This window comes from Variovorax sp. UMC13 (assembly GCF_014170375.1).
In the GTDB taxonomy this organism is placed as follows: domain Bacteria; phylum Pseudomonadota; class Gammaproteobacteria; order Burkholderiales; family Burkholderiaceae_C; genus Variovorax.
This window is the reverse complement of the sequence record NZ_LZZW01000023.1, coordinates 166354-186619: the sequence shown is the minus strand read 5'-3', so window position 1 is coordinate 186619 and position 20266 is coordinate 166354. Positions and strand designations below refer to the sequence as shown.

Genomic DNA, 20266 nt, shown 5'->3' with positions numbered 1-20266 from the left:
ACATGAAGCACGACGACACCCCTGCCCCCGCCACCCTCGCGACCTGCAGCGAACGCCTCGGCACCCTGGCGGCAACGGCTCCGGTCGACATCCCGACCGAAGCGGATGTCTACGGCACCGCAAAGCAGAACTGCCTCAAGCTCGGCTTCATCGACGTCGATGCCGACTGCCTGGCCCGCGCCTGGCAGGCCCAGACCGCGCGCACCGGCCACTTCGATGCGCAGGCCTGGCCCGATGCGCCTGAAGACTTCGGCATGTCGCCCCTGCCGCCCGCCCGGCGCCCCAATGCCTTCGCGGCCTGCCCCGAGCGGCTGGGCCTCTACGCGGTGCTGCCCGACGCCGCCTGGGTCGGCCGCATGGCGCGCGCGGGCGTGCCCACGGTGCAACTGCGTTTCAAGTCCGAGGACGCGGGCGCCATCGCGGCCGAGACGCGGGCCGCGGTGGACGCGGTGCGCGGCACCGATGCGCTGCTGTTCATCAACGACCACTGGCAGGCCGCGATCGATGCCGGCGCCTATGGCGTGCACCTGGGCCAGGAAGACCTGGATGCGCTCGCACCCGCAGACCTGCAGCGCATCCGCAGCGCGGGCCTGCGCCTGGGCGTGAGCACGCACGGCTATGCCGAGATGGTGCGCGCCGATGCGGTGAGCCCCAGCTACATCGCGATGGGTGCGGTGTTCCCGACCACGCTCAAGAAGATGGCCACCGCCCCGCAGGGCCTGGCGCGCCTGGGCGCCTATGCGCGCCTGCTGCGCGGCCAGTCGCTGGTGGCCATCGGCGGCATCGATGCCGAACGGCTGCCCGCGGTGCTGGACACCGGGGTGGGCTCGGTCGCGATGGTGCGCGCGCTGATCGCCGCCGACGATCCCGAGGCCACGGCCGCGGAGCTCACCGCCGCGGTGGCCGCCGGCGTTCACTGACCCCTCCTTCTTCTTTTTCCAGACTGCTCCCGCTTCCATGTCCGTCGCTCGCTCTCCTGCCTTCTCTCCCCTTGCCCTGGCCGTCGCCGCGGCCCTGTTCTCGATGGCCAGCACCGCCCAGGCGCAGCCACAGGAGGCCACGCTGGCCCCCGTGACCGTCGACGCGCGCAGCGCCGCGCCGCAGGCCGACATCGCCGGCTTCGGCGACCTGCCGTTGAAGGAGGTGCCGCTGTCGGCCACCATCGTCGACAGCCGGCAACTGCAGGCCAGCGGCGCACGCCGGCTGGCCGACCTCACGCAGTTCGACGCCTCGGTCACCGACGCCTACAACTCGGCCGGCTACTGGGACTACCTCACGGTGCGCGGCTTCGTGCTGGACAACCGCTTCAACTACCGGCGCGAGGGCCTGCCGATCAGCGCCGAGACCGCGATCGCGCTCGACAACAAGGAGCGCGTCGAGATCCTGCGCGGCACCAGCGGCATCCAGGCCGGCACCAGCGCGCCGGGCGGGCTGGTCAACTACGTGGTGAAGCGGCCCACCGAGAACGACCTGCGCGAAGTGCGCGCCGAAGTCTCGGGCCGCGGCAGCGTGCTGGGCGCGGTCGACCTGGGCGGGCGCTTCGGTGCCGAGCGCCAGTTCGGCTACCGGCTCAACGTGGCGGCCGAAGACCTGAAGCCGCGCACCTTCGCACTCGACGGCCAGCGCCACATGGCCTCGCTGGCGGCCGACTGGCGCATCACGCGCGATTCGGTGATCGAGGCCGAGATCGAATACAGCAAGAAGACGCAGCCCAGCCAGAACGGCTTCAGCCTGCTGGGCAGCACACTGCCCGCGCCGATGGACCCGCGCATCAACATCAACAACCAGCCCTGGTCGCAGCCCTCGGTGTTCGAAGGGCTCACCGGCACGCTGCGCTTCACGCAGGCCATCAACGCCGACTGGCGCTGGAGCGCGCAGATCGGCCAGCAGCGCCTGAAGAGCGACGACCGCCTCGCCTATGCCTTCGGCTGCAGCGCCGAAGGCAACTACGACCGGTACTGCTCCGACGGCAGCTTCGACCTCTACGATTTCCGCAGCGAGAACGAGCGCCGCACGCAGACCGCGGGCAGCCTCAACCTCAAGGGCCAGGCCATGACGGGCAGTGTGCGGCACGACCTGTCGATCGGCCTGTTGGCGAGCCGCGTGCGCAACCGCTTCCAGGACCAGACCAACACCTTCCTGGGCACGCCCGGCAACATCTGGGGCACGGCCGTGGTGCCGCTCGAGCCCGCGGTCTACGACCCGAACACCAACCGCGACGAGCGCTCGACCGAACTCTCGCTGCAGGACGCGATCCGCTGGAACACGCAGCTCACGACCTGGGTCGGCCTGCGCCACACCCGGCTCGACCGCGACAGCGTGCGCACCGACGGCTCGCGCCCGACCGGCTACAAGGACGGCATCACCACACCCTGGCTCGCCATCAGCTATGCGCTGCAACCGGGCCTGATGGCCTATGCGAGCTGGGGCGAAGGCGTGGAGTCGCAGATCGTGCCCAACAAGGCCTCGCAGTACGCCAATGCGGGCGAAGCGCTGCCGGCGCTGGTCTCCAGGCAATGGGAGGTCGGCTTCAAGGGCGGCCAGGAGAACTTCAACTGGCAGGCCGCGTGGTTCGACATCTCGCGCCCCATGAGCAACATCGACGCCTGCAGCAACGCCGGCGCCGACTGCATCGGCCGCAACGACGGCAAGGCCGTGCACCGCGGCCTCGAGCTCAGCGCCGAAGGCCGCACCGGCCCCTGGCGCCTGGGCGGCAGCCTCACGCTGATCGACGCCAAGCGCGAAGGCAGCGAGTTCTCGCCCGCCATCAACGGCCAGCGTCCCACCAACGTGCCCCGGCAGGTGCTGCGCGCGCAGGCCGCCTACCGCATCGCGGCCGTGCCGGGGCTCGAAGTGCAGGGCCTGCTCTCGCACGAAGGCCGGCGCAACGTGCTGCCCGACGGATCGATCACGCTGCCCGCCTGGACACGCGTCGATGCCGCACTGCGCTACGACACGCGCATGGGCGGCGTGGCCACGCGCTGGACGCTGGGCATCGAGAACGTCGCCGACAAGCGCTACTGGAAGGAATCGCCCTACCAGTACGGCCACGTCTACCTGTTCCCAGGCGCGCCGCGCACCCTGCGGCTGGGCGTGAACGTCACGCTGTGAGACGCGGCGCGAATGCGTTTCAAGACAGCACCCAAAAACACGCTATAATCTAAGGCTTGTTCCTCGATAGCTCAGTCGGTAGAGCGCCGGACTGTTAATCCGTAGGTCCCTGGTTCGAGCCCAGGTCGAGGAGCCATGAAAAAGCCGCAAGGCCACTGGATGCCCCGCTACTCTCAAGGTAGTGGGGCATTTTCATTGGTACCGATGCATCGGTGATGAAAATCAGATGCGCGCACGAGGAAATCGGCGATTTCATTGCATATAATTTGAGGCTTGTTCCTCGATAGCTCAGTCGGTAGAGCGCCGGACTGTTAATCCGTAGGTCCCTGGTTCGAGCCCAGGTCGAGGAGCCACTACAAGCCTCAAGGCCTCTGGAGAGCCCGCTGTCAGAAATGGCAGCGGGCTTTTTTTCGTCGGGCCTTTGGGTCTCGTCCGGCTGCCAGCAATCAGGGCCTCCGGCTGCGCCGCAACTGCCGGGGCGCGGCGCCAAACCAGCGCCGGCAGGCGCGCGTGAGAACCGATTGGTCCGCGAAGCCCAGCAGGTTCGAGATCTCGCCGAGGCTCAGGCCGGGCTGGTCGAGCAACTGGCGCACCCAGGCCCGTTTTTCGGCATCGCGCAGATCTTCGAAGACCACGCCCTCGGCGCACAGGCGGCGCTGCAGGGTGCGCGGGTGCTGATCGAGCACCCGCGCCACGGCGCCCAGGTCGGCGATGCCCACGCGCATCAGGTTGCCCAGCACGCCACGCACCTGGTCGGCCATCGACGCCTCCCGCCCCGACGGCAGCCCGAGCAGGAAGCGTTCGACGAACTGCTGCAGCAGCCGGTTGTGCAGCGGCAACGGCCGGCGCCAGGCCAAGGGGTCCATGGCAATGCCGTCGAACGCAGCCCGAAAGTGCGGCACTTGCCCCATGTGGCGCCGGTACTGCGCGCTGCTGCCCAGGGGCGCATGCCGCAGGTGGATCGCGACCGGGTGCAACGCGCCTTCGGACAGCAGGTCGATCAGCCGGCAAAGGTAGGACACGCAGATCTCCGTGACCTGCGGCATCTCGGCCAGCGGCTGCAGCCGGTGGATCACGCCCAGGCATTCCAGCCCTTCGCCGGGGCTCATGAAATTGCGGAAGGTGAGCGCGGGGTTGTGGAAGTGGATGTACTTGTCCACCTGCATCATCCCTTCGCGCACGGTGGGTGCGGACTGGATCGCCAGGCTGAGCAGGCCCAGGGTTTCCACGCTCTGCAGCGCACACAGGCGCAGGCCGAAGTCGGGCGCGGCCAGCGCGCGCGGGGCCTCCTCGATGGCCTGCGCCACGCAACGGTACGGCAGGTAGCGGTCGAGGTCCTTCAGATCGTCCAGCCCGAGCCCACAGGCCCGCAGCAGGACCGCGGGATCCCCGCCCAGCGAGCGCACCAGTTCATCGAAATGGGCGAGCGCAGCGGCGCGCACGAGGCTCGCAGAGGAATCGACTGGCATGGCTGGAGGGCTTCCGGTGTGTCGCGTCAGATCAAGATTCTGTCGCGCAAACACAAGCGGCGCCTGAGGGCAAAACCTAGCATGACCCTGCCACCCACAACAGGAGACAACCTCATGGCACAGCATGTCGACTTTCTCATCATCGGCGCCGGCGTGTCCGGCATCGGCGCGGCCTGCCACCTGCGCCGGCATTTTCCGGACGGCAGCTTCGCCATCCTCGAAGCCATGGACGGCATCGGCGGCACCTGGTGGACGCATCGCTACCCCGGCGCGCGCTCGGACAGCGACCTGTTCACCTACGGCTACAGCTTCAAGCCCTGGCGCGGGAAGTCGATCGCGACCGCGGATGAAATCCGCCACTACCTGGACGAGGTGATCGAGGACAACGCGCTCGCGCCGCACATCCGCTTCCAGCACCAGGTCGCGTCCGCCGACTGGTCGTCGCAGGACAAGCGCTGGACGGTGAAGGTCACCCGCGGCGACACGGGCGAGACGCTCACCTACACCGCCGGCTTCCTCTGGATGTGCGCGGGCTACTACGACCATGGCAAGGGCTACACGCCCGAGTGGGAGGGCATGCAGGACTTCCAGGGCCGGATCGTGCATCCGCAGCACTGGCCGAAGGACCTGGACTACGCCGACAAGCAGGTGGTCGTCATCGGCTCGGGCGCCACGGCGGCCACGCTGATCCCGAACATGGCGAACGAGACCGCGCACGTGACCATGCTGCAGCGCTCGCCCACCTTCTTCGCGTGCGAGCCCTGGGCGCATCCGCTGGAAGAGCAGCTGCGACCGCTCGACCTGCCCGACGACTGGTTCCACGAGATCATGCGCCGCGCCTTCATCGCCAAGACCGATGAAGTGGTTCGGCTGGCGCGCGAGCAAAGCGACGACCTGCGCGAGGTCCTCCTGCAGGAAACCCGCACCCGCCTGCCCGAGGGCTACGACGTCGACACCCATTTCAACCCCCGCTACAGGCCGTGGCAGCAACGCATCGCAGTGATCCCCGATGGCGACCTGTTCGCCGCCATCCGCAGCGGCAAGGCATCGGTGGTGACCGACACCATCGAGCGCTTCGACGCCACCGGCATTCGCCTGCGCAGCGGGCGGCACCTGGCGGCCGACATCGTCGTCACCGCCACCGGCTTCAACATGCAGTTCCTGGGCGGCGTGCCGTTCCGCCTGGACGGCAAGCCCGTGGACTTCACGCAGCACATGACCTGGCGCGGCATGATGGTGCAGGGCATTCCCAACATGGCCCACACCATCGGCTACTTCCGCTACAGCTGGACCTTGCGTGCCGACCTGGTCAGCGACCTGGTGTGCCGGGTGCTCGCGCACATGCGCGCGACGGGCCACGAGGTGGTCGTTCCCACGCTGGGCGCCGCGGACGCCGACATGCCGCGCGAGCCCTGGACCGACCCCACCACCGTGAGTGCCGGCTACATGCTGCGCGCGCAGGACAAGCTGCCGCGCCAGGGCAACCGCTCGCCCTGGCAGGCGCCCTGGAAGCAGATGCACGAGTACGGCGACGAGCGCACCGCCCTGCCCGCCCTGCAGCCCGCCACCGAGGCCACCCTGAGCTACCACTGAACCCACCACAAAAGGAGACTTCGACCATGCCACTCGATCCCCACATCGCCGGCGTCCTGCAGATGATGGCCGCATCCGGCGCCAAGCCCATCCACGAAAGCACGCCCGAAGAAAGCCGCGCCGGCTATCTGGCGCTGACCGCGGGCTCGCTTACGCCCGAACAGCGCGTGCCCGTGGCCAGCACGCAAGACACCACCGTGCCCGGTGCAGCGGGCGCCCTCCCCGCACGCATCTACCGCCCGCAGGCCGCGGGCCCGCTGCCCACCGTGGCGTACTTCCACGGAGGCGGCTACGTGATCGGCGACCTGTCCACGCACGACAACATGTGCCGGGAGATCTGCCGGGGGGCGCAGGCCGTGGTGGTGTCGGTGGACTACCGGCTCGCGCCCGAACACCCCTTTCCCGCCGGCATCGAGGACGCCGTGGCGGCCACGAAGTGGATCGTGGCGCATGCGCGCGAGCTGGGCGGCAACGACACCGTGGCGGTGGCCGGCGACAGCGCGGGCGGCAACTTCGCCGCCGTGGTGACGCAGCAGCTGCGCGACGCCGGCCTGCCGCTGGCGGCGCAGCTCCTGATCTACCCGGCCGTGGACCATGCGGCGGCGACGTATCCCAGCATCGAGCAGAACGCCAAGGGCTACTTCCTGGAACTGGACACGATGGCCTGGTTCATCGACCACTACCTGGGTGGCTACACCGAAACGATGGACCCGCGCCTGGCGCCGCTGCAGGCCCGAAGCCTCGCGAACCTCCCGCCCGCCGTGGTCCTGACGGCCGAGTTCGACCCGCTGCGCGACCAGGGTGCGGCCTATGCCGAGGCGCTGCGCGCCGCGGGCGGGCAGGCCGAGCTCATCGAAGGGCCCGGCATGATCCACGGCTTCTTCGACATGGGCCGCTGGTCGCCGGCCGCGCAGGCGCTCATCACGCAGAGCATCGAGCGCTTCGGCGTGCTACTGAAACGATAGCTTCGCGTTGCGATCGGCGTCGACCCGATCAAGCCATAGCGCCATGCGTTCGGCGAGTTCGGCCGGCGCTTCAAGGGGGACGAAATGGCCCGCGTGCTTCACCTGATGCCACTCGGCACACGGCAATGCACGCGCCATCTCTTCCTGCCTGTCGGGCGGGTTGATGCCGTCTTCGTCGCCGCCCACCACCAGGGTGGGCCCGCCGATGTCGCGCAGCCTCGGTCGGCTGTCGGAGCGATTCGATGCGATGTCCGATTGCGCCAGGTACGCATCGATCCCTGTGTCCACGGCCATTCGGCACACGAGATCGCGCAACGCGCGGTCCTGCGCATGCGCGGAGCCGAAGTAGCGGCACAGCAGTTCATCCCGCACATGCGCCTCGATGCCGGCCGAGCGGGCCCGGTCCACGGCGGCCCGGCGAGAGGCGGCATTTTCAGGCGGATCCGGGCGTGCATTGCTCGCGACCAGCGCCAGGCCGAGCACCCGGTCGGGGGCCTGCGCAGCCATCTCCAGGGCCACGATGCCTCCCAACGAGAAGCCCGCGATCGCGCAACGGTCCGGCATGGACTCGAGCAATGCCGAGGCCATCGCGGCCGCGCTCCGGTGGCCTTCCAGCGCGACCGTCCGAATGTCGCGCCGGCCTTCACCCGTTGCCGATGCCCATCCATCCAGCACGGGCGCCCAGACCCGTTCGTCGCACAGCGTTCCGGGCAGCAACAGCAACGGCGTCATGCCCTGGCCGCCCATGGGTCAGGCCGCGACACCGACGTCCAGCGCCGACAGCGGAAGCAGCCTGCGCTGGACGATGCATCCGTTCGGATCGACCGTGAAACCGCGGGCGTCCGCCGCGTCGACCACCTCCTGCGCCCACACGAGCCGTTTGCGGTGATCGCCCGCGGTCGTCACCGTCAGTTCGCAGGCCTGCTCGCCCAACGATCGCAGTTCGCGCCAGACGTGTGCAGGCACCGAGTAGACCTCGCGCTCCTCCAGCCGGACGACGACCTGGTCCGGCCCGCGGTTGATCAGCAGTTCGAGGCTGCCGCGCATCACGCAAAGCACCTGTTTGTCGCGCGAGAGGAAGGCACCGGTCGAACCGGCAGCGCCGAGGCGCAGCCAATCGATGGAGAACCCATGCGCCCCGGTGATCGGGGCCACATGGCCTCGACGTTCGGACATGCCGTAGCCCAGGGCCGGCGCCAGTGCGCATTCACCGCTGGACAGCACGGCACCGACCAGTGCACGGTCGGACCACTCGCGCGCATCGGCGCGGACCATGAATGCCTGCATCTGCTCGGCCGTGTAGACCGGCAGCGCCGACAGGTCCTCCGCGTCGAGCGGCTGCGTCAGCTCATCGGGCGCAGGACGCGGCGCACCGCCTGAGACGTCGACCAGCATGTTGTCGCGCGTGAGGTGGAGCCCATGCTCGGCGGCCGCCGCCAGCACCTCGGGATGCCAGATGATGCCGCCGGTGTTGTCACCGCCCAGCGCCGTCACGATCCAGCCATCGTCGCCGCCCACATTGGAGAAGCCGCGAAAGATCCAGGTCGGCATGCTGAGGACATCGCCGGGGCCGCCGAGCACCTCGCCCTGGCTTTCGCCGTGGCCCCAGCGGAATTTCCAGGTGCCCTGCTGGACCATGAAAACCTCCGCCGTGAAATGCATGTGCAGGTTGTTGGTCACGCCGGGCGGCATCGCCGCGACGCCGAGGCTGAAGCCGTGCGGCTCGACGAGGTTCACCACCTGGTCTTCGGACTGCGTCACGCCGGCACCGATGAGCGAGTAGTTCTCCTTCTTGTCGGAGCCCGGCAGCTTGCAATCGATGAAGGCCAGCTTGCAGGCGACCATGTCGGAGCGATGGATGGCGCGCGCGTATGCCGCCTCGGGTTTCAAGGTCTCGGTGTGCATGGGAAGTTCCTTTCGGATGGGGTTTCAAAAGACATCGCGCTGGTTCTGACGCGAGTTATGCATTCGAATGCATTCTGCATAGCTTGCAAGGTATTCACAATGACCCTTTGGCCTTCCACCCCGCACCGCCGGGCTTTTTTTGTGGGTAAAGTTCACTGCCTTGACCGATCCTTCCTCCCTCCCCCGCCACAACCGCGCCACGTCCTACGACGTGGCGGCCGCCGCTGGCGTCGCCCAGTCCACCGTGTCGCGCTGCTTCCAGCTCGGGAGCAACATCTCGGAGAAGACCAGGGCGCACGTGCAGGCGGTCGCGGCCCGTCTGGGCTACACGCCCAACCTGCTGGCGCAGTCGCTAATCACCGGCCAATCGCATGCGGTGGGCCTGGTCATCACGCGCTACACGCTGCACGGATCGCCGGGCCTGCTGTATGCCCTGGGCGACGCACTGAGCAAGGCCCGCAAGCGGCTCGTGCTGCTGGCGGTGGACGACGACGAGGCGGTGGCCAGCGCGATCGCAGACATCCAGGGGTACCCGTTGGACGGGCTCATCAGCTGCGCGACGCTGGAAGACAGCTTCGTGACGCGGTTCCACACGCATGGTGTGCCGGTGCTGTTCTTCAATCGCCTGCCGGGCCGGGTGAAGGCCGACAGCATTTCCACCAACCACGCCAAGGGCGCGGGCGAGCTGGCCGAGGCGCTGCTGGCGGCGGGCCACCGGCGCTTCCTGTGCGTGGGGGGCCCGGCACAGGCGCCGGTGAACGTCGCGCGCATGGAGGGATTCCTCGCCGCGCTGCGCAAGGCGAATGTCGAACCGATCGGTGTCCTGCACACGGATTTCTCCTATCAAGGTGGCCACGACGCGTTCCTCGAGGCCGCCGCCTCGGGCGTGCGGCCGGACTGCGTCTTCTGCGCCAACGACGCCATGGCCATGGGCGTGATGGACGCCTGCCGCTTCTCGCTCGAGTGGCGCATTCCGGACGACCTCGTGGTCGCCGGTTTCGACGATGTGCCCGAAGCCGCGCGACCCAGCTATCGGCTGACGACGGTGCGGCAACCCATCCAGCGCATGGCCGAGCAGGCCGTGAGGCTCCTCGAGGCACGCATCAAGCAGCCCGCGGCCGCCGTTCAGACCATCCTCGTGGACGGTGCCGTCGTCGCGCGGGCGTCGGCGCCCCTTGCGCCCATCAGCCCAGCTGAAGGCGCTTCTGCGTCTGGCCGTCGAAGAAGTGGCAGTGCTGCGGGTCCAGCCTGAGGCCGATCGCATCGCCGATGCCGTGACGCAGATGCCGGTCTCCGCGCACGCAGATGCGTGAGCTCCCGACGTCGACCGTCACCAGCACGGCGTCGCCCGTGAGTTCGAACATGTAGACCTGACCGCGCAGATCGGCTTCATCGGGCGGCACGATGACCAGGTCCTCCGGCCGGATGCCCAACACCAGATCGGCGCCGTGCGCGACAGGGACGGGGACAGCACCGACGGGCTGCCCGGCAACGCGAAGGAGCCCCTCCTGCGCAACGGCTGGCATCAGGTTCATGGGCGGTGAACCCACGAAGCCGGCGACGAACAGATTGGCCGGCTGGCCATAGACCTCCGCGGGTGTGCCGACCTGCTGGATCACGCCCCCTTTCATGACCACGATCCGGTCGGCCAGCGTCATCGCCTCGATCTGGTCGTGCGTCACGTAGATGGTGGTGATGCGCAACTCCGCCTGCAGGCGCCGGATCTCGGCGCGCATCGATACGCGCAGCTTGGCGTCCAGATTGGACAGCGGCTCGTCCATCAGGAAGACCTGCGGCCGGCGCACGATCGCCCGGGCCAGGGCCACGCGCTGGCGCTGGCCGCCGGAGAGATCGCGGGGCCGCCTCTCCAGCAGGTGCTCGAGCTCGACCTTGCGCGCGACCTCCAGCACTTTGGCCTTGCGCTCGCTGCGGCCCTGGCCGCGAATCCGCAGCGGATAGCCGATATTGTCGCCCACCGTGAGGTGCGGGTAGAGACCATAGTTCTGGAACACCATGGCCACGTCGCGGTCCTTGGGCAAGGCATCGGTCACGTCGCGGTCGCCGATCCAGATCTCGCCGCCGGAGGGCTCCTCGAGCCCGGCCACCATCCGCATGGTGGTCGTCTTGCCGCAGCCCGAGGGGCCGAGGAAGACCATGAATTCGCCGTCGGCGATCTCCAGGGATTGCCGGGCCACGCCCACGACGTCGCCCCAGCGCTTCTCTACATTGTTCAGTCTTACTGCTGCCATAGGGCCTCCCCGGATCAACGAACCGCGCCGGACACCAGTCCGGCGACAAAATAGCGCTGCACATAGCGCGAGATGACCAGCATGGGGGCGATGATGAACAGCCCCATGGTGGCCATGATTTCCCAGGCATCGCCCTGCTCGGACCGGGCGCTCATCAGCGCCACCGGCAAGGTGACCGCGTGATCCCTGGTCAGCACCAGCGCATAGAAGAACTCGTTCCACGACACGACGAACGAGAAGATCGCCGCCGTGGCGATGCCCGGCACCGCGACCGGCACGACCACGGACCACAACGCCATCAGGCGCGAAGCACCGTCGATCTGCGCCGCCTCTTCCATGTCGACCGGCAGCCCGTCGAAGAAGCCCTTGATCATCCAGGTCGCATAGGGAACCACGAACGACAGGTTCGCGATGACCAACGCCAGGCGGGTGTCGAGCATCCCCAGATTCCGGAACACCACGAAGAGCGGGATCACGATGATCACCGGCGGCAGGAACTGGGTCGCGAGCAGCACCAGCGGCGCGGCCGATCCGCCCGGAAAGCGGAAACGCGAGAAGGCATAGGCTGCGGCCGTCGAGACGGGAATCGCGATGGCCAGGGTGCCGGCAGTCACCAGGATGCTGTTCAGCAGCCGCGAACCCAGCAGGTAGGGCACGCCGAAGGACGCGAACAGATTGGAGAGCGTCGGCTTGAACCACAGCGCGAGCCCGGCCGCCTCGGAAGGCGGCTTGAAGGCCGTCGCCATGATCCAGAGCACCGGCAGCACCCACAGCACGGTGATGAAGACGATGGCGGCATTGCGCAGGCTGCGGCCGTTGCGGCGGTGTCGGCGGCCGTCGATCTTCAGAGACGAAATGCCAGGGTTCACATACGCGGTCATTTGGAACTTCCCATCACGAAGCGCGAATAGAGCATGGCCAGCCCCATCATCACGACGGCCAGCAACCAGGCCATGGCCGATGCGTAGCCGATGTCGTAGAAGCGGAAGGCGGTGGTGTAGACCATGTGCGGCAAGGTGTCCGTCGCCACGCCGGGGCCGCCCGCGGTCATGGTGACCACCTGGTCCAGCATCTTGAGCGAGAAGATGGTCTTCAACAGGATCGCGATCGTCAGCACCGGCCACAGTTGCGGCAGCATGATCTCGAAGAAGATCCGGACTTTTCCCGCACCGTCGACCTGCGCGGCATCCACCGTATCGCGCGGCAAGGCAGCGAGTGCACCGATGAAGGTCAGCATGAAGTACGGCGCCCAGTGCCAGACATCGACGGCAATCAGCGCCGCCATGGCCAGGACCGGATCGGACAGGATCGGCACGGGGCTCAGGCCCGGCAGGAACCATCGGACCACGGCATCGACGACGCCGAATTCCGGGTTCAGCATGAAGCGCCATGAGATGCCGATCAATGCCGGCGACATCGCGAACGGAATCACGAGCAAGGTGCGCGCGTTGACCTGCAGCCGCCCGCTGTCGGCGAGCAGCAGCGCCATCGCCATCGCCACGACGATCGTCAGGGTCACGGAGGGCAGCGTGAACAACAGGGTCACCTTGGCGCTGCCGAGGAAGTCGGGGTCGCGCAGCAAGGCCATGTAGTTCGCCAGGCCGGCAAAGCCCTCAGGCGCCGGAGAGCGCCCGAGGTTCCAGTCCTGGGTCGAGTAGACCAGCGACTGCAGCAGTGGATAGAACAGCGTCGCCGCACACACCAGCAGGGCCGGCGCCAGCAACGCGTATTTCAGGTAGCGATCTTTCACGGGCTGCGCCTCATCCTCGGCGGCCGCCGGAGCGCTGGGTGATCCGCTCGACCTGGCGGGCGGCATCGTCCAGCGTCGCCTTCACTGGCTTGCCGTTCGAGACCATCTCGGAGATGGCCGTCTCCAGCACCGACGCGACCTGGGGCCACACCACGAGCTTGGGCAGACCCCGGGCGCCGTCGAGGCTCTTCAACGCGACCGCGGGCAGGCCGAAGTTGGCCTGGTTCACCTTCTCGTCGGCGAGCGTGGCGATGTGGGTCGCCACGATGTCCGCGGTGGCCGGGTCGCTCTTGTCCGTCACGATCGCGTGCTCGAGTTCGGGGTTGGTCACCCATTTCATGAACTCCCAGGCGGCCTCCTTCTGGCGCGACTGCCTGCTGATGCCGAAGGGCATGATGACCGCCACCGTGGGCGACTTGCCATCCTCGAAGCGCACCATGGGCGCGAAGCCCACCTGCTCCGCCTTCAGCTTGGAGCGCGCGCCGGTCAGCACCGAATAGGTCCACCACCAGACCATCATCGAGGCCGAGGCACCCTGCGCCATCGAGTTGACCATGTCGTACTCGTTGAACTGGGTCGAGCCCGGATTGGCGACCTTGTGCTTGACCAGCACGTCGACATACGCCTGGGTGGCGAGCACGCCGGCGGCATCGTTGAACCGCGGCTTGCCGGCCGCGTCCAGCAGATCCGATCCATGGCCCCAGAGGCAGTTGAACCAGAGCCAGAGGTTCTGGAATCCGCTGCCCTTGACATAGTCCATCGCGACACCGGGCACCCCGGTCTTTTCCTGGACGAGCTTCGCGCTTGCGATCATTTCCTGCCAGGTGCGTGGCACGGTCGCACCGGCCTGGGCATAGAGGTCCTTGCGATAGAAGAACAGCTGCGGGTGCGCGCGCACGGGCAAGCCGTAGTTCTTGCCTTCGTAGATCGACGCCGCGCTGAAGACCTTCGGATAGCGCGCCAGGTCCAGCGCATCGGCCTTGACGACGGCGTCGATCGGCTCGAAGTAGCCGGACAACGCAGCCAGCCAGCTGTCCTGGTAGGCGATGACGTCGTAGGCGCCATTGCCCGCCACCGCCTCGGTCGTGATCTTGTCCAGCAACTGTCCGTAGGGGACATAGCTGTAGACCACCTTGATGCCGGTGAGCTTCTCGAACTCGGCGAGACGCTTTTCCTGTGCGCGGAACTGCGAAGCCGGAGGCAGCAGCACGTTGAGGGTCTTGCCCGCATGAGGCTTGTTCGCTTTCAACGCGTACGGGAGGGTGGCCTGCGCGAACGCCGGCATGGCCGATGCGCCGGCAACGGCGGCAGCGCCTGCTGCCTCGATGAAGTGCCTTCTTTTCAAGTTTGTCCCCTTGTCGGATGTGTGAAGTTGAGCGGCTGGAACGGTTTCGCAGCGACGGAATCGGCAGCGGACCCGTCTGGTGCATTCGGATGCACTGTGTGGTGCTTGCATACGTATGCAAACCCCGGACAAACCCTATCTGGCGGCGTACTTCGGCCGCGCACGCCCGGGCTCGCATCACTTCCCGTCGCACCTTGAATTCGCCGCGCTTCTCGAGGGTTTTTCCGCGTTTGCATTCGAATGCAAGACCAACACAGTGCATTCGAATGCGTTGACCCGGTCAGCGCAGACCTGCCGGGCACGGAGAACGCTGTGCACCGGCCCCTCCGTTTCACCTTTCAAGAAACCTGCAATGAAAAAATCCCTAGTTGCGCTCGCCACCCTGGCTGCCGCCGGTGTGGCCTCGGCCCAGTCGTCCGTCACGCTGTTCGGCATCCTCGACGCCTCGGTCAGCCACTACGCGACGAAGAGCGTGTTCCAACCGACGAGCCCCTCGCAAGCGCCATCGCTCGTGCCCCCCGCGGGCCGCAAGCAGAGCCAGACCGTGCTGGCCAACTCGGGCTACAACACCAGCCGCCTGGGCTTCCGTGGCACGGAGGATCTCGGTGGCGGCATGGCGGCAGGCTTCTGGCTCGAAGCGGGCCTGAACAACGACGACGGCCGCGGCAGCAGTTCCGCCGGCGACCTGCAGTTCAACCGCCGCTCTACGGTTAGCCTGTCGGGCGATTTCGGCGAACTGCGCCTGGGCCGCGACCTGACGCCCACCTACTGGAACGACTGGACCTTCGATCCGCACGGCAACAACGGCGTCGGCACGACCCTGCTGTTCCGGGTGAACGCGAAGATTGCGTCGACCTACGGTCCGGGCTCGGCCATCGCCGCCTCCGACACCTACGTTCGCGCCGGCAACTCGATCGGCTATTTCCTGCCGCGCAACCTGGGCGGCTTCTACGGCCAGGCGATGTACGCCCTGCCGGAAACGATCAAGTCCAGCGACACGAACGGCAGTCCGTCGAAGAAGGGCCGCTACATCGGCGCCCGCTTCGGCTACGCCAACGGACCGCTCGACATCGCCGCGGCCTACTCGCAAAGCATCGCCGCCGACAGCGCGACGCCGGCGACCGGCACCGTCACCGCGACGCAGGACCGCAAGATCAACATCTTCAACCTCGGCGCCTCGTACGACTTCGGTCCCTTCAAGCTGATCGGTGAATTCGGCCAGACGCAGGACAGGAACGAACTGGGCGCGACGACCACGGTCGCCGGCCTGCCGACCTTCCGCACGACGCAGCAGACCGACAAGTACAACGGCTACCTGCTGGGCGTGACCGCGCCCATCGGCGTGGGGCTGGTCCGCGCTTCCTATTCGTCGGTGAAGTACAAGAACGGCGCGGCGCCGGCCACCAGCGCGAACAACGGCGATGCCCGGGCCGATCAATGGGCGCTCAGCTACGTGCACAACCTTTCCAAGCGCACGGCGCTGTACGCCGGGCTGTCACACATCAACCTGAAGAACGCCGCCAACAACCCGCTGATCATGGGTGTCGCGACCGGCGGGTCGCCGGCCTACCTGAACAGCGGCGGCTATGCGCCGAAGAGCGCTTCGGGCTACGACTTCGGCATCCGCCACGCTTTCTAGTTCGATGCCGGCGAAAGCCGCTTCGCGTCAAGAACCAAAGGCCATTCGACGGAGGTTGAATGGCCTTTCTGCTGGAAGCGCTCAATGCGGCAAGGCCACCTTCCAGGACCGCGCGTAGGCCAGCGCCGCATCGGCAAACAGCCGCGTCATCGGGTTGGAAAAGTCCTTGCGGCAAGCCATCCACATCTCGATGCGCGGCGCCGCGGGACCCGAGAGACGCCGGAACACCACGCCGTTCACCGGCTGGCTGGCGGTCGATGCGGGCACCAGCGCGATGCCGATGCCGGCACTCACCAGCGCCATCATCGCGTGGTGCTGCACCACGTCGTGCAGCCGCGCGGGCACCACGTCGTTCTGCGTCAGCCAGGTCATCATGAGGTCGTGCGCGTAGCGGCCGGTGCGGCGCTCGTAAGTGGCGAGCATCTCGCCGTGCAGGTGCTTCACGTGCACCCTGGCGCGCGTCGCCAGCGGGTGCGCCGCCGGCACGGCCAGCACCTGCGGCTCGGTCAGCAGGCAGCGCGCATCGAGGCGCGAGTCGACCACCGGCGGGCGCAGGAAGCCGATGTCGATCTCGTTGCGCAGCAGCGCGGCCATCTGTGCATCGGAACTGGTTTCCTTCAACGAATAGAGGATGCCCGGCACCTGGGTGCTGAAGCGCCGCAGCAGTGCGGGCACCAGCTCGAGCGTGGCCACGGGCGTGAAGCCGATCGCGATGTGGCCGACGTCCTCGCCGCGCCCGGCGCGCGTGACCATCTGCCGCGCGCGGTGCTCGGACTCGAACAGCTTCTCGACCTCGGTGCGCAGCACCTGCCCGGCCGCGGTGAGGCGCACGCTGCGCTTGGTGCGTTCGAACAGCTGCGTCTGCAGTTGCGCCTCGAGCTGCTTGATCTGCAGGCTCAACGGCGGCTGCGTCATGTGGAGCCGGCGCGCCGCCTGCGTGAAGCTGAGCTCCTCCGCGAGCACGAGGAAGGACTGGAGCACGCGCAGGTCGAGGTGGGCAGTCATACAGGATCTGTCTCAATCACATTCAATTTGAGTATTGGCAATATAACTGCCGACTCCAGAGAATCGGCCCTGACCACCGGCAGCCGCACCTTCGCGGCATCCAAGCCGGGACGAGACACGCATGGCCTTCTCCCATTTCCTTTCCCTGGACGACTTCGAAACCGCGGCGCGGCGCCGCTTGCCGCGCGCGGTCTTCGGCTTCGTCGCCGGTGGCGCCGAGGCCGAGCATTCGCTGCGCGACAACCGCGCCGCCTTCGCCCGCGTGGGCTTCGTGCCGCGCGGGCTGCGCGACGTGAGCCGGCGCAGCGCAGACGTCGCGCTGTGGGGCCGCAGCCATCCGCTGCCAGTCGGCATCGCGCCCATGGGCATCGCCGGCATGTGCCGGCACGAGGCCGACCTGGCGCTGGCGCAGGCCGCGCACGCGGCCGGGCTGCCCTTCATCCTCAGCGGCTCGTCCAACGTGCCGCTGGAGCGCATCCAGCAGCTCGCGCCCGGCACCTGGTACCAGGGCTACTTTCCGGGCGACACCGCGCGCATGGAGCGCATCCTGCAGCGGCTGCAGGCCGCGCGCACCGAGGTGCTGGTCGTGACCATCGACACCTGCGTCGCGGGCAACCGCGAGAACAACGCGCGCCGCGGCTTCACCGTGCCCTTCGCGCTGAATCCCTCGCTGATGCTCGACGGCCTGCTGCACCCGCGCTGGCTGCTCGGCGTGTTCGCGCGCACGCTGTACCGCGGCGGCGTGCCGCGCTGGTGCAACCTCTACGAGGAGATCGGCTGCCGCATCACCGAGGAGCCGGCGCACGGCTTTCGCACCGGACGCGACCTGCTGAGCTGGGAGCACATCGCCTGGCTGCGCGCGCGCTGGCCGGGCCGGCTGCTGCTCAAGGGCGTGATGCATCCGGCCGATGCGGCCGAGGCCGTGCGGCTGCAGCTCGACGGCGTGATCGTCTCCAACCATGGCGGCCGCCAGCTCGACGGCAGCCTGTCGACGCTGCAGGCGCTGCCGGAGATCGTGGCCGCGGTGCCCGAGGGTTTCCCGGTGATGGTGGACGGCGGCTTCCGCCGCGGCGCCGACGTGCTCAAGGCCGTGGCCTTCGGCGCCCGCATGGTCTTCGTCGGCCGGCCGCTGATGTACGCGGCGGCCGTGGGCGGCCAGGCCGGCGTGCGCCATGCGATCGGGCTGCTGCACGGCGAGATCGACCGCAACCTCGCGTTGCTGGGCTGCGCCCGGCTCGACGAACTGACACGCGACCGCCTGCGCGCCATCCCCGGCATCTGAGCGCGGCGCACTTCTTCCTTCCTTGCTCCCAGGAGACTCCATGACCATCGAATACTTCGACGACGCGGCCGCCGCCGTGGTCGCACCCGATGCACCCATCGAACGCATCGCCGGCGGCTTCGTCTTCACCGAAGGCGCGCTGTGGCACAGCCGCGACCAGTACCTGCTGTTCAGCGACATCGACGAGAGCCGCATGCACCGCTGGGACGCGCAGTCCGGCACGCGCGTGTTCCGCGAGCCCAGCCGCATGACCAACGGCAACACCTGGGACGCCCAGGGCCGGCTGCTGAGCTGCGAGCATGCCAGCAGCCGCGTGGTGCGCACCGAGGCCGACGGCACGCTGACCGTGCTGGCCAGCCACTTCGAGGGGCGCGAGCTCAACAGCCCGAACGACATCGTGGCGCGACGCGACGGCAGCATCTACTTCTCGGACCCGATCTTCGGCCGGCGCCTGCCGCACGGCACGGCGCGCGAGCCTGAGCTCGACCACAGCAGCGTCTACCGCATCGATGCGCGGGGCGCACTGCAGCGCCTCGCCGTCGACCTGGAGCAGCCCAACGGCCTGTGCTTCAGCCTCGACGAGAGCCTGCTCTACGTCAACGACAGTCCGCGCAAGCGCATCCATGTGCACCGCGTGCTGGCCGACGGCACGGTCGAGGCCGGTCGGCTGTTCGCCGAGGTGCCGGGCGACGAGCCCGGCGTGCCCGACGGCATGAAGGTCGACCTGGAAGGCCGCATCTACTGCTGCGGCCCCGGCGGCATCCACGTGTTCATGCCCGACGGCCGGCGCATCGCGCGCATCCGCTTTCCCGAGAAGGCCTGCAACTTCGCCTTCGGCGACGCGGACCACCACACGCTGTACGTCACGGCCTGCACCTCGCTCTACCGCATCCGCCTGCGCACGCCGGGCCGGCCGCAGTGGCTGGGCTGATGAGCGGTCGAGATTCCCCCGCCCCCCACCCCAAGAACCGGAGAACTCCATGAAGATCCTGAAGACAACGCTGCTGGCCCTGGGGCTGGCGCTCGGCAGCGGCCTGGCCATGGCACAGGCCTACCCCTCCAAGCCGATCCGCATCATCGTGCCCTTCTCGGCCGGCGGCATGGCCGACGCGCTGCCGCGCGCGGTCGCGGCCGAGCTGTCGAAGAAGTACGGCCAGCCGGTGGTGATCGAGAACAAGCCCGGGGCCGCGAGCATGCTGGGTGCCGAGTACGTCGCGAAGTCCGCGCCCGACGGCTACACGCTGCTGCTCGCCACCTCCAGCACCTTGGCCGTGGTGCCGCACCTCTACAAGAGCATGCGCTACGACAGCCGGCGCGACCTCGCGTCGGTGACCATGCTCGCGACCTCGCCCAGCATCCTGATGGTGACCAACGACCTGCCGGTGAAGGACCTGCCGGGCTTCGTCGCCTACCTCAAGGAGCGGCCCGCGCAGCTGTCCTTCGCATCGGCCGGCGTGGGCGGCGTGATCCACCTGCACAGCGAACTGTTCCTGAGCCAGACCGGCACGAAGATGATCCACGTGCCCTACCAGGGCTCGAACCTCGCGCTGGGCGACCTGCAGACCGGCCGCGTGCAGATGATGATCGACATCATCGGCTCCAACTACGGCACGGTGAAGGGCGGCAAGCTCAAGGTGCTGGCCGCGATGTCGGACAAGCGGCTGCCGCTGCTGCCCGAGGTGCCCTCGGTCGCCGAGCTGGGCCTGCCGGGCCTGGCGGGCGACATCTGGTTCGCCATCTCGGCGCCGGCCAAGACGCCGCCCGAGATCGTGGCCCAGCTGCAGCGCGACATCGCGGCCATCGCGCGTTCGCCGGCCATGCTGGAGAAGTTCGCGCCGCTGGGCGTCGAGATGGTCGGCGGCACGCCGGCCGAGATGGACGCGATCATCCAGCGCGACGGCGCCCGCTGGAGCCGCGTGATCCGCGAGGCCGACGTGCGGGTCGAATGACGAT

Annotated in this window: 17 protein-coding genes and 2 tRNA genes; 11 read left to right on the top strand and 8 right to left on the bottom strand. The window is 68.1% G+C overall.

The window, feature by feature from the left end; all coding sequences use genetic code 11:
- Positions 1-2: 2 nt before the first annotated feature.
- The 4 genes from A9977_RS18790 (at position 3) to A9977_RS18775 (ending at position 3464) form a co-directional block, all read left to right on the top strand.
- Positions 3-920 carry a thiamine phosphate synthase gene (locus A9977_RS18790; protein WP_183026391.1) on the top strand — a complete coding sequence of 306 codons (918 nt, stop codon included), beginning with the start codon at positions 3-5 and terminating at the stop codon, positions 918-920.
- Positions 921-957: 37 nt separating this feature from the next.
- Positions 958-3111: a TonB-dependent siderophore receptor gene (locus tag A9977_RS18785; RefSeq protein WP_183026390.1), complete on the top strand. Its 2154-nt coding sequence runs from the start codon at positions 958-960 to the stop codon at positions 3109-3111.
- Between the two features lie 60 nt (positions 3112-3171).
- Positions 3172-3247 (top strand) — tRNA-Asn (locus A9977_RS18780).
- 141 nt (positions 3248-3388) lie between these two features.
- Positions 3389-3464: transfer RNA gene (locus A9977_RS18775), tRNA-Asn, on the top strand.
- A gap of 93 nt (positions 3465-3557) precedes the next feature.
- On the opposite strand, the gene A9977_RS18770 is transcribed toward A9977_RS18775, so the two are convergent.
- The gene (locus A9977_RS18770) at positions 3558-4580 is read right to left on the bottom strand and encodes an AraC family transcriptional regulator ligand-binding domain-containing protein (protein ID WP_183026389.1); all 1023 of its coding nucleotides are present in this window, start codon (positions 4578-4580) and stop codon (positions 3558-3560) included.
- 114 nt (positions 4581-4694) lie between these two features.
- On the opposite strand from A9977_RS18770, the gene A9977_RS18765 reads away from it, so the two are divergent.
- Positions 4695-6173 carry an NAD(P)/FAD-dependent oxidoreductase gene (locus A9977_RS18765; protein WP_183026388.1) on the top strand — a complete coding sequence of 493 codons (1479 nt, stop codon included), beginning with the start codon at positions 4695-4697 and terminating at the stop codon, positions 6171-6173.
- A gap of 26 nt (positions 6174-6199) precedes the next feature.
- The gene (locus tag A9977_RS18760; protein WP_183026387.1) at positions 6200-7138 is read left to right on the top strand and encodes an alpha/beta hydrolase; all 939 of its coding nucleotides are present in this window, start codon (positions 6200-6202) and stop codon (positions 7136-7138) included.
- Here the strand turns inward: A9977_RS18760 and A9977_RS18755 are convergent.
- Both A9977_RS18755 and A9977_RS18750 read right to left on the bottom strand, forming a co-directional pair.
- Positions 7124-7870, bottom strand: coding sequence for an alpha/beta fold hydrolase (locus A9977_RS18755; RefSeq protein ID WP_183026386.1), 747 nt, complete (start codon positions 7868-7870; stop codon positions 7124-7126). The two genes, A9977_RS18760 and A9977_RS18755, sit on opposite strands and share 15 nt — an antisense overlap.
- Positions 7871-7888: 18 nt before the next feature.
- Positions 7889-9043: a hypothetical protein gene (locus A9977_RS18750; protein WP_183026385.1), complete on the bottom strand. Its 1155-nt coding sequence runs from the start codon at positions 9041-9043 to the stop codon at positions 7889-7891.
- A gap of 160 nt (positions 9044-9203) precedes the next feature.
- On the opposite strand from A9977_RS18750, the gene A9977_RS18745 reads away from it, so the two are divergent.
- Positions 9204-10295: a LacI family DNA-binding transcriptional regulator gene (locus A9977_RS18745; RefSeq protein WP_183026384.1), complete on the top strand. Its 1092-nt coding sequence runs from the start codon at positions 9204-9206 to the stop codon at positions 10293-10295.
- On the opposite strand, the gene A9977_RS18740 is transcribed toward A9977_RS18745, so the two are convergent.
- From A9977_RS18740 to A9977_RS18725, 4 genes are read right to left on the bottom strand one after another with little or no spacing between them, the layout of a single operon-like run.
- The gene (locus A9977_RS18740) at positions 10228-11292 is read right to left on the bottom strand and encodes an ABC transporter ATP-binding protein (protein ID WP_183026383.1); all 1065 of its coding nucleotides are present in this window, start codon (positions 11290-11292) and stop codon (positions 10228-10230) included. The two genes, A9977_RS18745 and A9977_RS18740, sit on opposite strands and share 68 nt — an antisense overlap.
- Before the next feature lie 14 nt (positions 11293-11306).
- The gene (locus A9977_RS18735; RefSeq protein WP_183026382.1) at positions 11307-12173 is read right to left on the bottom strand and encodes a carbohydrate ABC transporter permease; all 867 of its coding nucleotides are present in this window, start codon (positions 12171-12173) and stop codon (positions 11307-11309) included.
- Positions 12170-13108, bottom strand: coding sequence for a carbohydrate ABC transporter permease (locus A9977_RS18730; protein WP_220811901.1), 939 nt, complete (start codon positions 13106-13108; stop codon positions 12170-12172). The genes A9977_RS18735 and A9977_RS18730 overlap by 4 nt, the downstream gene beginning before the upstream one ends.
- Entirely contained in the window at positions 13053-14387 is a 1335-nt protein-coding gene (locus A9977_RS18725; protein WP_259652037.1) for an ABC transporter substrate-binding protein, read from the bottom strand. The genes A9977_RS18730 and A9977_RS18725 overlap by 56 nt, the downstream gene beginning before the upstream one ends.
- A gap of 352 nt (positions 14388-14739) precedes the next feature.
- Here A9977_RS18725 and A9977_RS18720 point away from each other — a divergent pair, with 352 nt between their 5' ends.
- Positions 14740-16026 (top strand): porin, encoded by a 1287-nt coding sequence (locus A9977_RS18720; RefSeq protein WP_183026381.1) that lies wholly within the window; start codon positions 14740-14742, stop codon positions 16024-16026.
- Between the two features lie 81 nt (positions 16027-16107).
- Here A9977_RS18720 and A9977_RS18715 read toward each other — a convergent pair whose 3' ends face one another.
- Positions 16108-17031 (bottom strand): LysR substrate-binding domain-containing protein, encoded by a 924-nt coding sequence (locus tag A9977_RS18715; RefSeq protein ID WP_183026380.1) that lies wholly within the window; start codon positions 17029-17031, stop codon positions 16108-16110.
- A gap of 121 nt (positions 17032-17152) precedes the next feature.
- Between A9977_RS18715 and A9977_RS18710 the strand changes: the two genes are divergently transcribed.
- Genes A9977_RS18710 through A9977_RS18700 form a run of 3 tightly spaced genes read left to right on the top strand, consistent with a single transcriptional unit; the run spans position 17153 to position 20262 of the window.
- The gene (locus A9977_RS18710) at positions 17153-18313 is read left to right on the top strand and encodes an alpha-hydroxy acid oxidase (protein ID WP_183026379.1); all 1161 of its coding nucleotides are present in this window, start codon (positions 17153-17155) and stop codon (positions 18311-18313) included.
- A gap of 40 nt (positions 18314-18353) precedes the next feature.
- Positions 18354-19244 carry an SMP-30/gluconolactonase/LRE family protein gene (locus A9977_RS18705; protein WP_183026378.1) on the top strand — a complete coding sequence of 297 codons (891 nt, stop codon included), beginning with the start codon at positions 18354-18356 and terminating at the stop codon, positions 19242-19244.
- 49 nt (positions 19245-19293) lie between these two features.
- Positions 19294-20262 carry a tripartite tricarboxylate transporter substrate binding protein gene (locus tag A9977_RS18700; RefSeq protein WP_183026377.1) on the top strand — a complete coding sequence of 323 codons (969 nt, stop codon included), beginning with the start codon at positions 19294-19296 and terminating at the stop codon, positions 20260-20262.
- The last annotated feature ends 4 nt before the right edge of the window (positions 20263-20266 follow it).

What these genes read in the sequence shown, in the direction of transcription:
- A9977_RS18790 (WP_183026391.1), top strand. Translation starts at nt 3, where the DNA reads ATGAAGCACGACGACACCCCTGCCCCCGCCACCCTCGCGACCTGCAGC.
- A9977_RS18785 (WP_183026390.1), top strand. Translation starts at nt 958, where the DNA reads ATGTCCGTCGCTCGCTCTCCTGCCTTCTCTCCCCTTGCCCTGGCCGTC.
- A9977_RS18770 (WP_183026389.1), bottom strand. Translation starts at nt 4,580, where the DNA reads ATGCCAGTCGATTCCTCTGCGAGCCTCGTGCGCGCCGCTGCGCTCGCC.
- A9977_RS18765 (WP_183026388.1), top strand. Translation starts at nt 4,695, where the DNA reads ATGGCACAGCATGTCGACTTTCTCATCATCGGCGCCGGCGTGTCCGGC.
- A9977_RS18760 (WP_183026387.1), top strand. Translation starts at nt 6,200, where the DNA reads ATGCCACTCGATCCCCACATCGCCGGCGTCCTGCAGATGATGGCCGCA.
- A9977_RS18755 (WP_183026386.1), bottom strand. Translation starts at nt 7,870, where the DNA reads ATGACGCCGTTGCTGTTGCTGCCCGGAACGCTGTGCGACGAACGGGTC.
- A9977_RS18750 (WP_183026385.1), bottom strand. Translation starts at nt 9,043, where the DNA reads ATGCACACCGAGACCTTGAAACCCGAGGCGGCATACGCGCGCGCCATC.
- A9977_RS18740 (WP_183026383.1), bottom strand. Translation starts at nt 11,292, where the DNA reads ATGGCAGCAGTAAGACTGAACAATGTAGAGAAGCGCTGGGGCGACGTC.
- A9977_RS18735 (WP_183026382.1), bottom strand. Translation starts at nt 12,173, where the DNA reads ATGACCGCGTATGTGAACCCTGGCATTTCGTCTCTGAAGATCGACGGC.
- A9977_RS18730 (WP_220811901.1), bottom strand. Translation starts at nt 13,108, where the DNA reads ATGCCGCCCGCCAGGTCGAGCGGATCACCCAGCGCTCCGGCGGCCGCC.
- A9977_RS18720 (WP_183026381.1), top strand. Translation starts at nt 14,740, where the DNA reads ATGAAAAAATCCCTAGTTGCGCTCGCCACCCTGGCTGCCGCCGGTGTG.
- A9977_RS18715 (WP_183026380.1), bottom strand. Translation starts at nt 17,031, where the DNA reads ATGACTGCCCACCTCGACCTGCGCGTGCTCCAGTCCTTCCTCGTGCTC.
- A9977_RS18710 (WP_183026379.1), top strand. Translation starts at nt 17,153, where the DNA reads ATGGCCTTCTCCCATTTCCTTTCCCTGGACGACTTCGAAACCGCGGCG.
- A9977_RS18705 (WP_183026378.1), top strand. Translation starts at nt 18,354, where the DNA reads ATGACCATCGAATACTTCGACGACGCGGCCGCCGCCGTGGTCGCACCC.
- A9977_RS18700 (WP_183026377.1), top strand. Translation starts at nt 19,294, where the DNA reads ATGAAGATCCTGAAGACAACGCTGCTGGCCCTGGGGCTGGCGCTCGGC.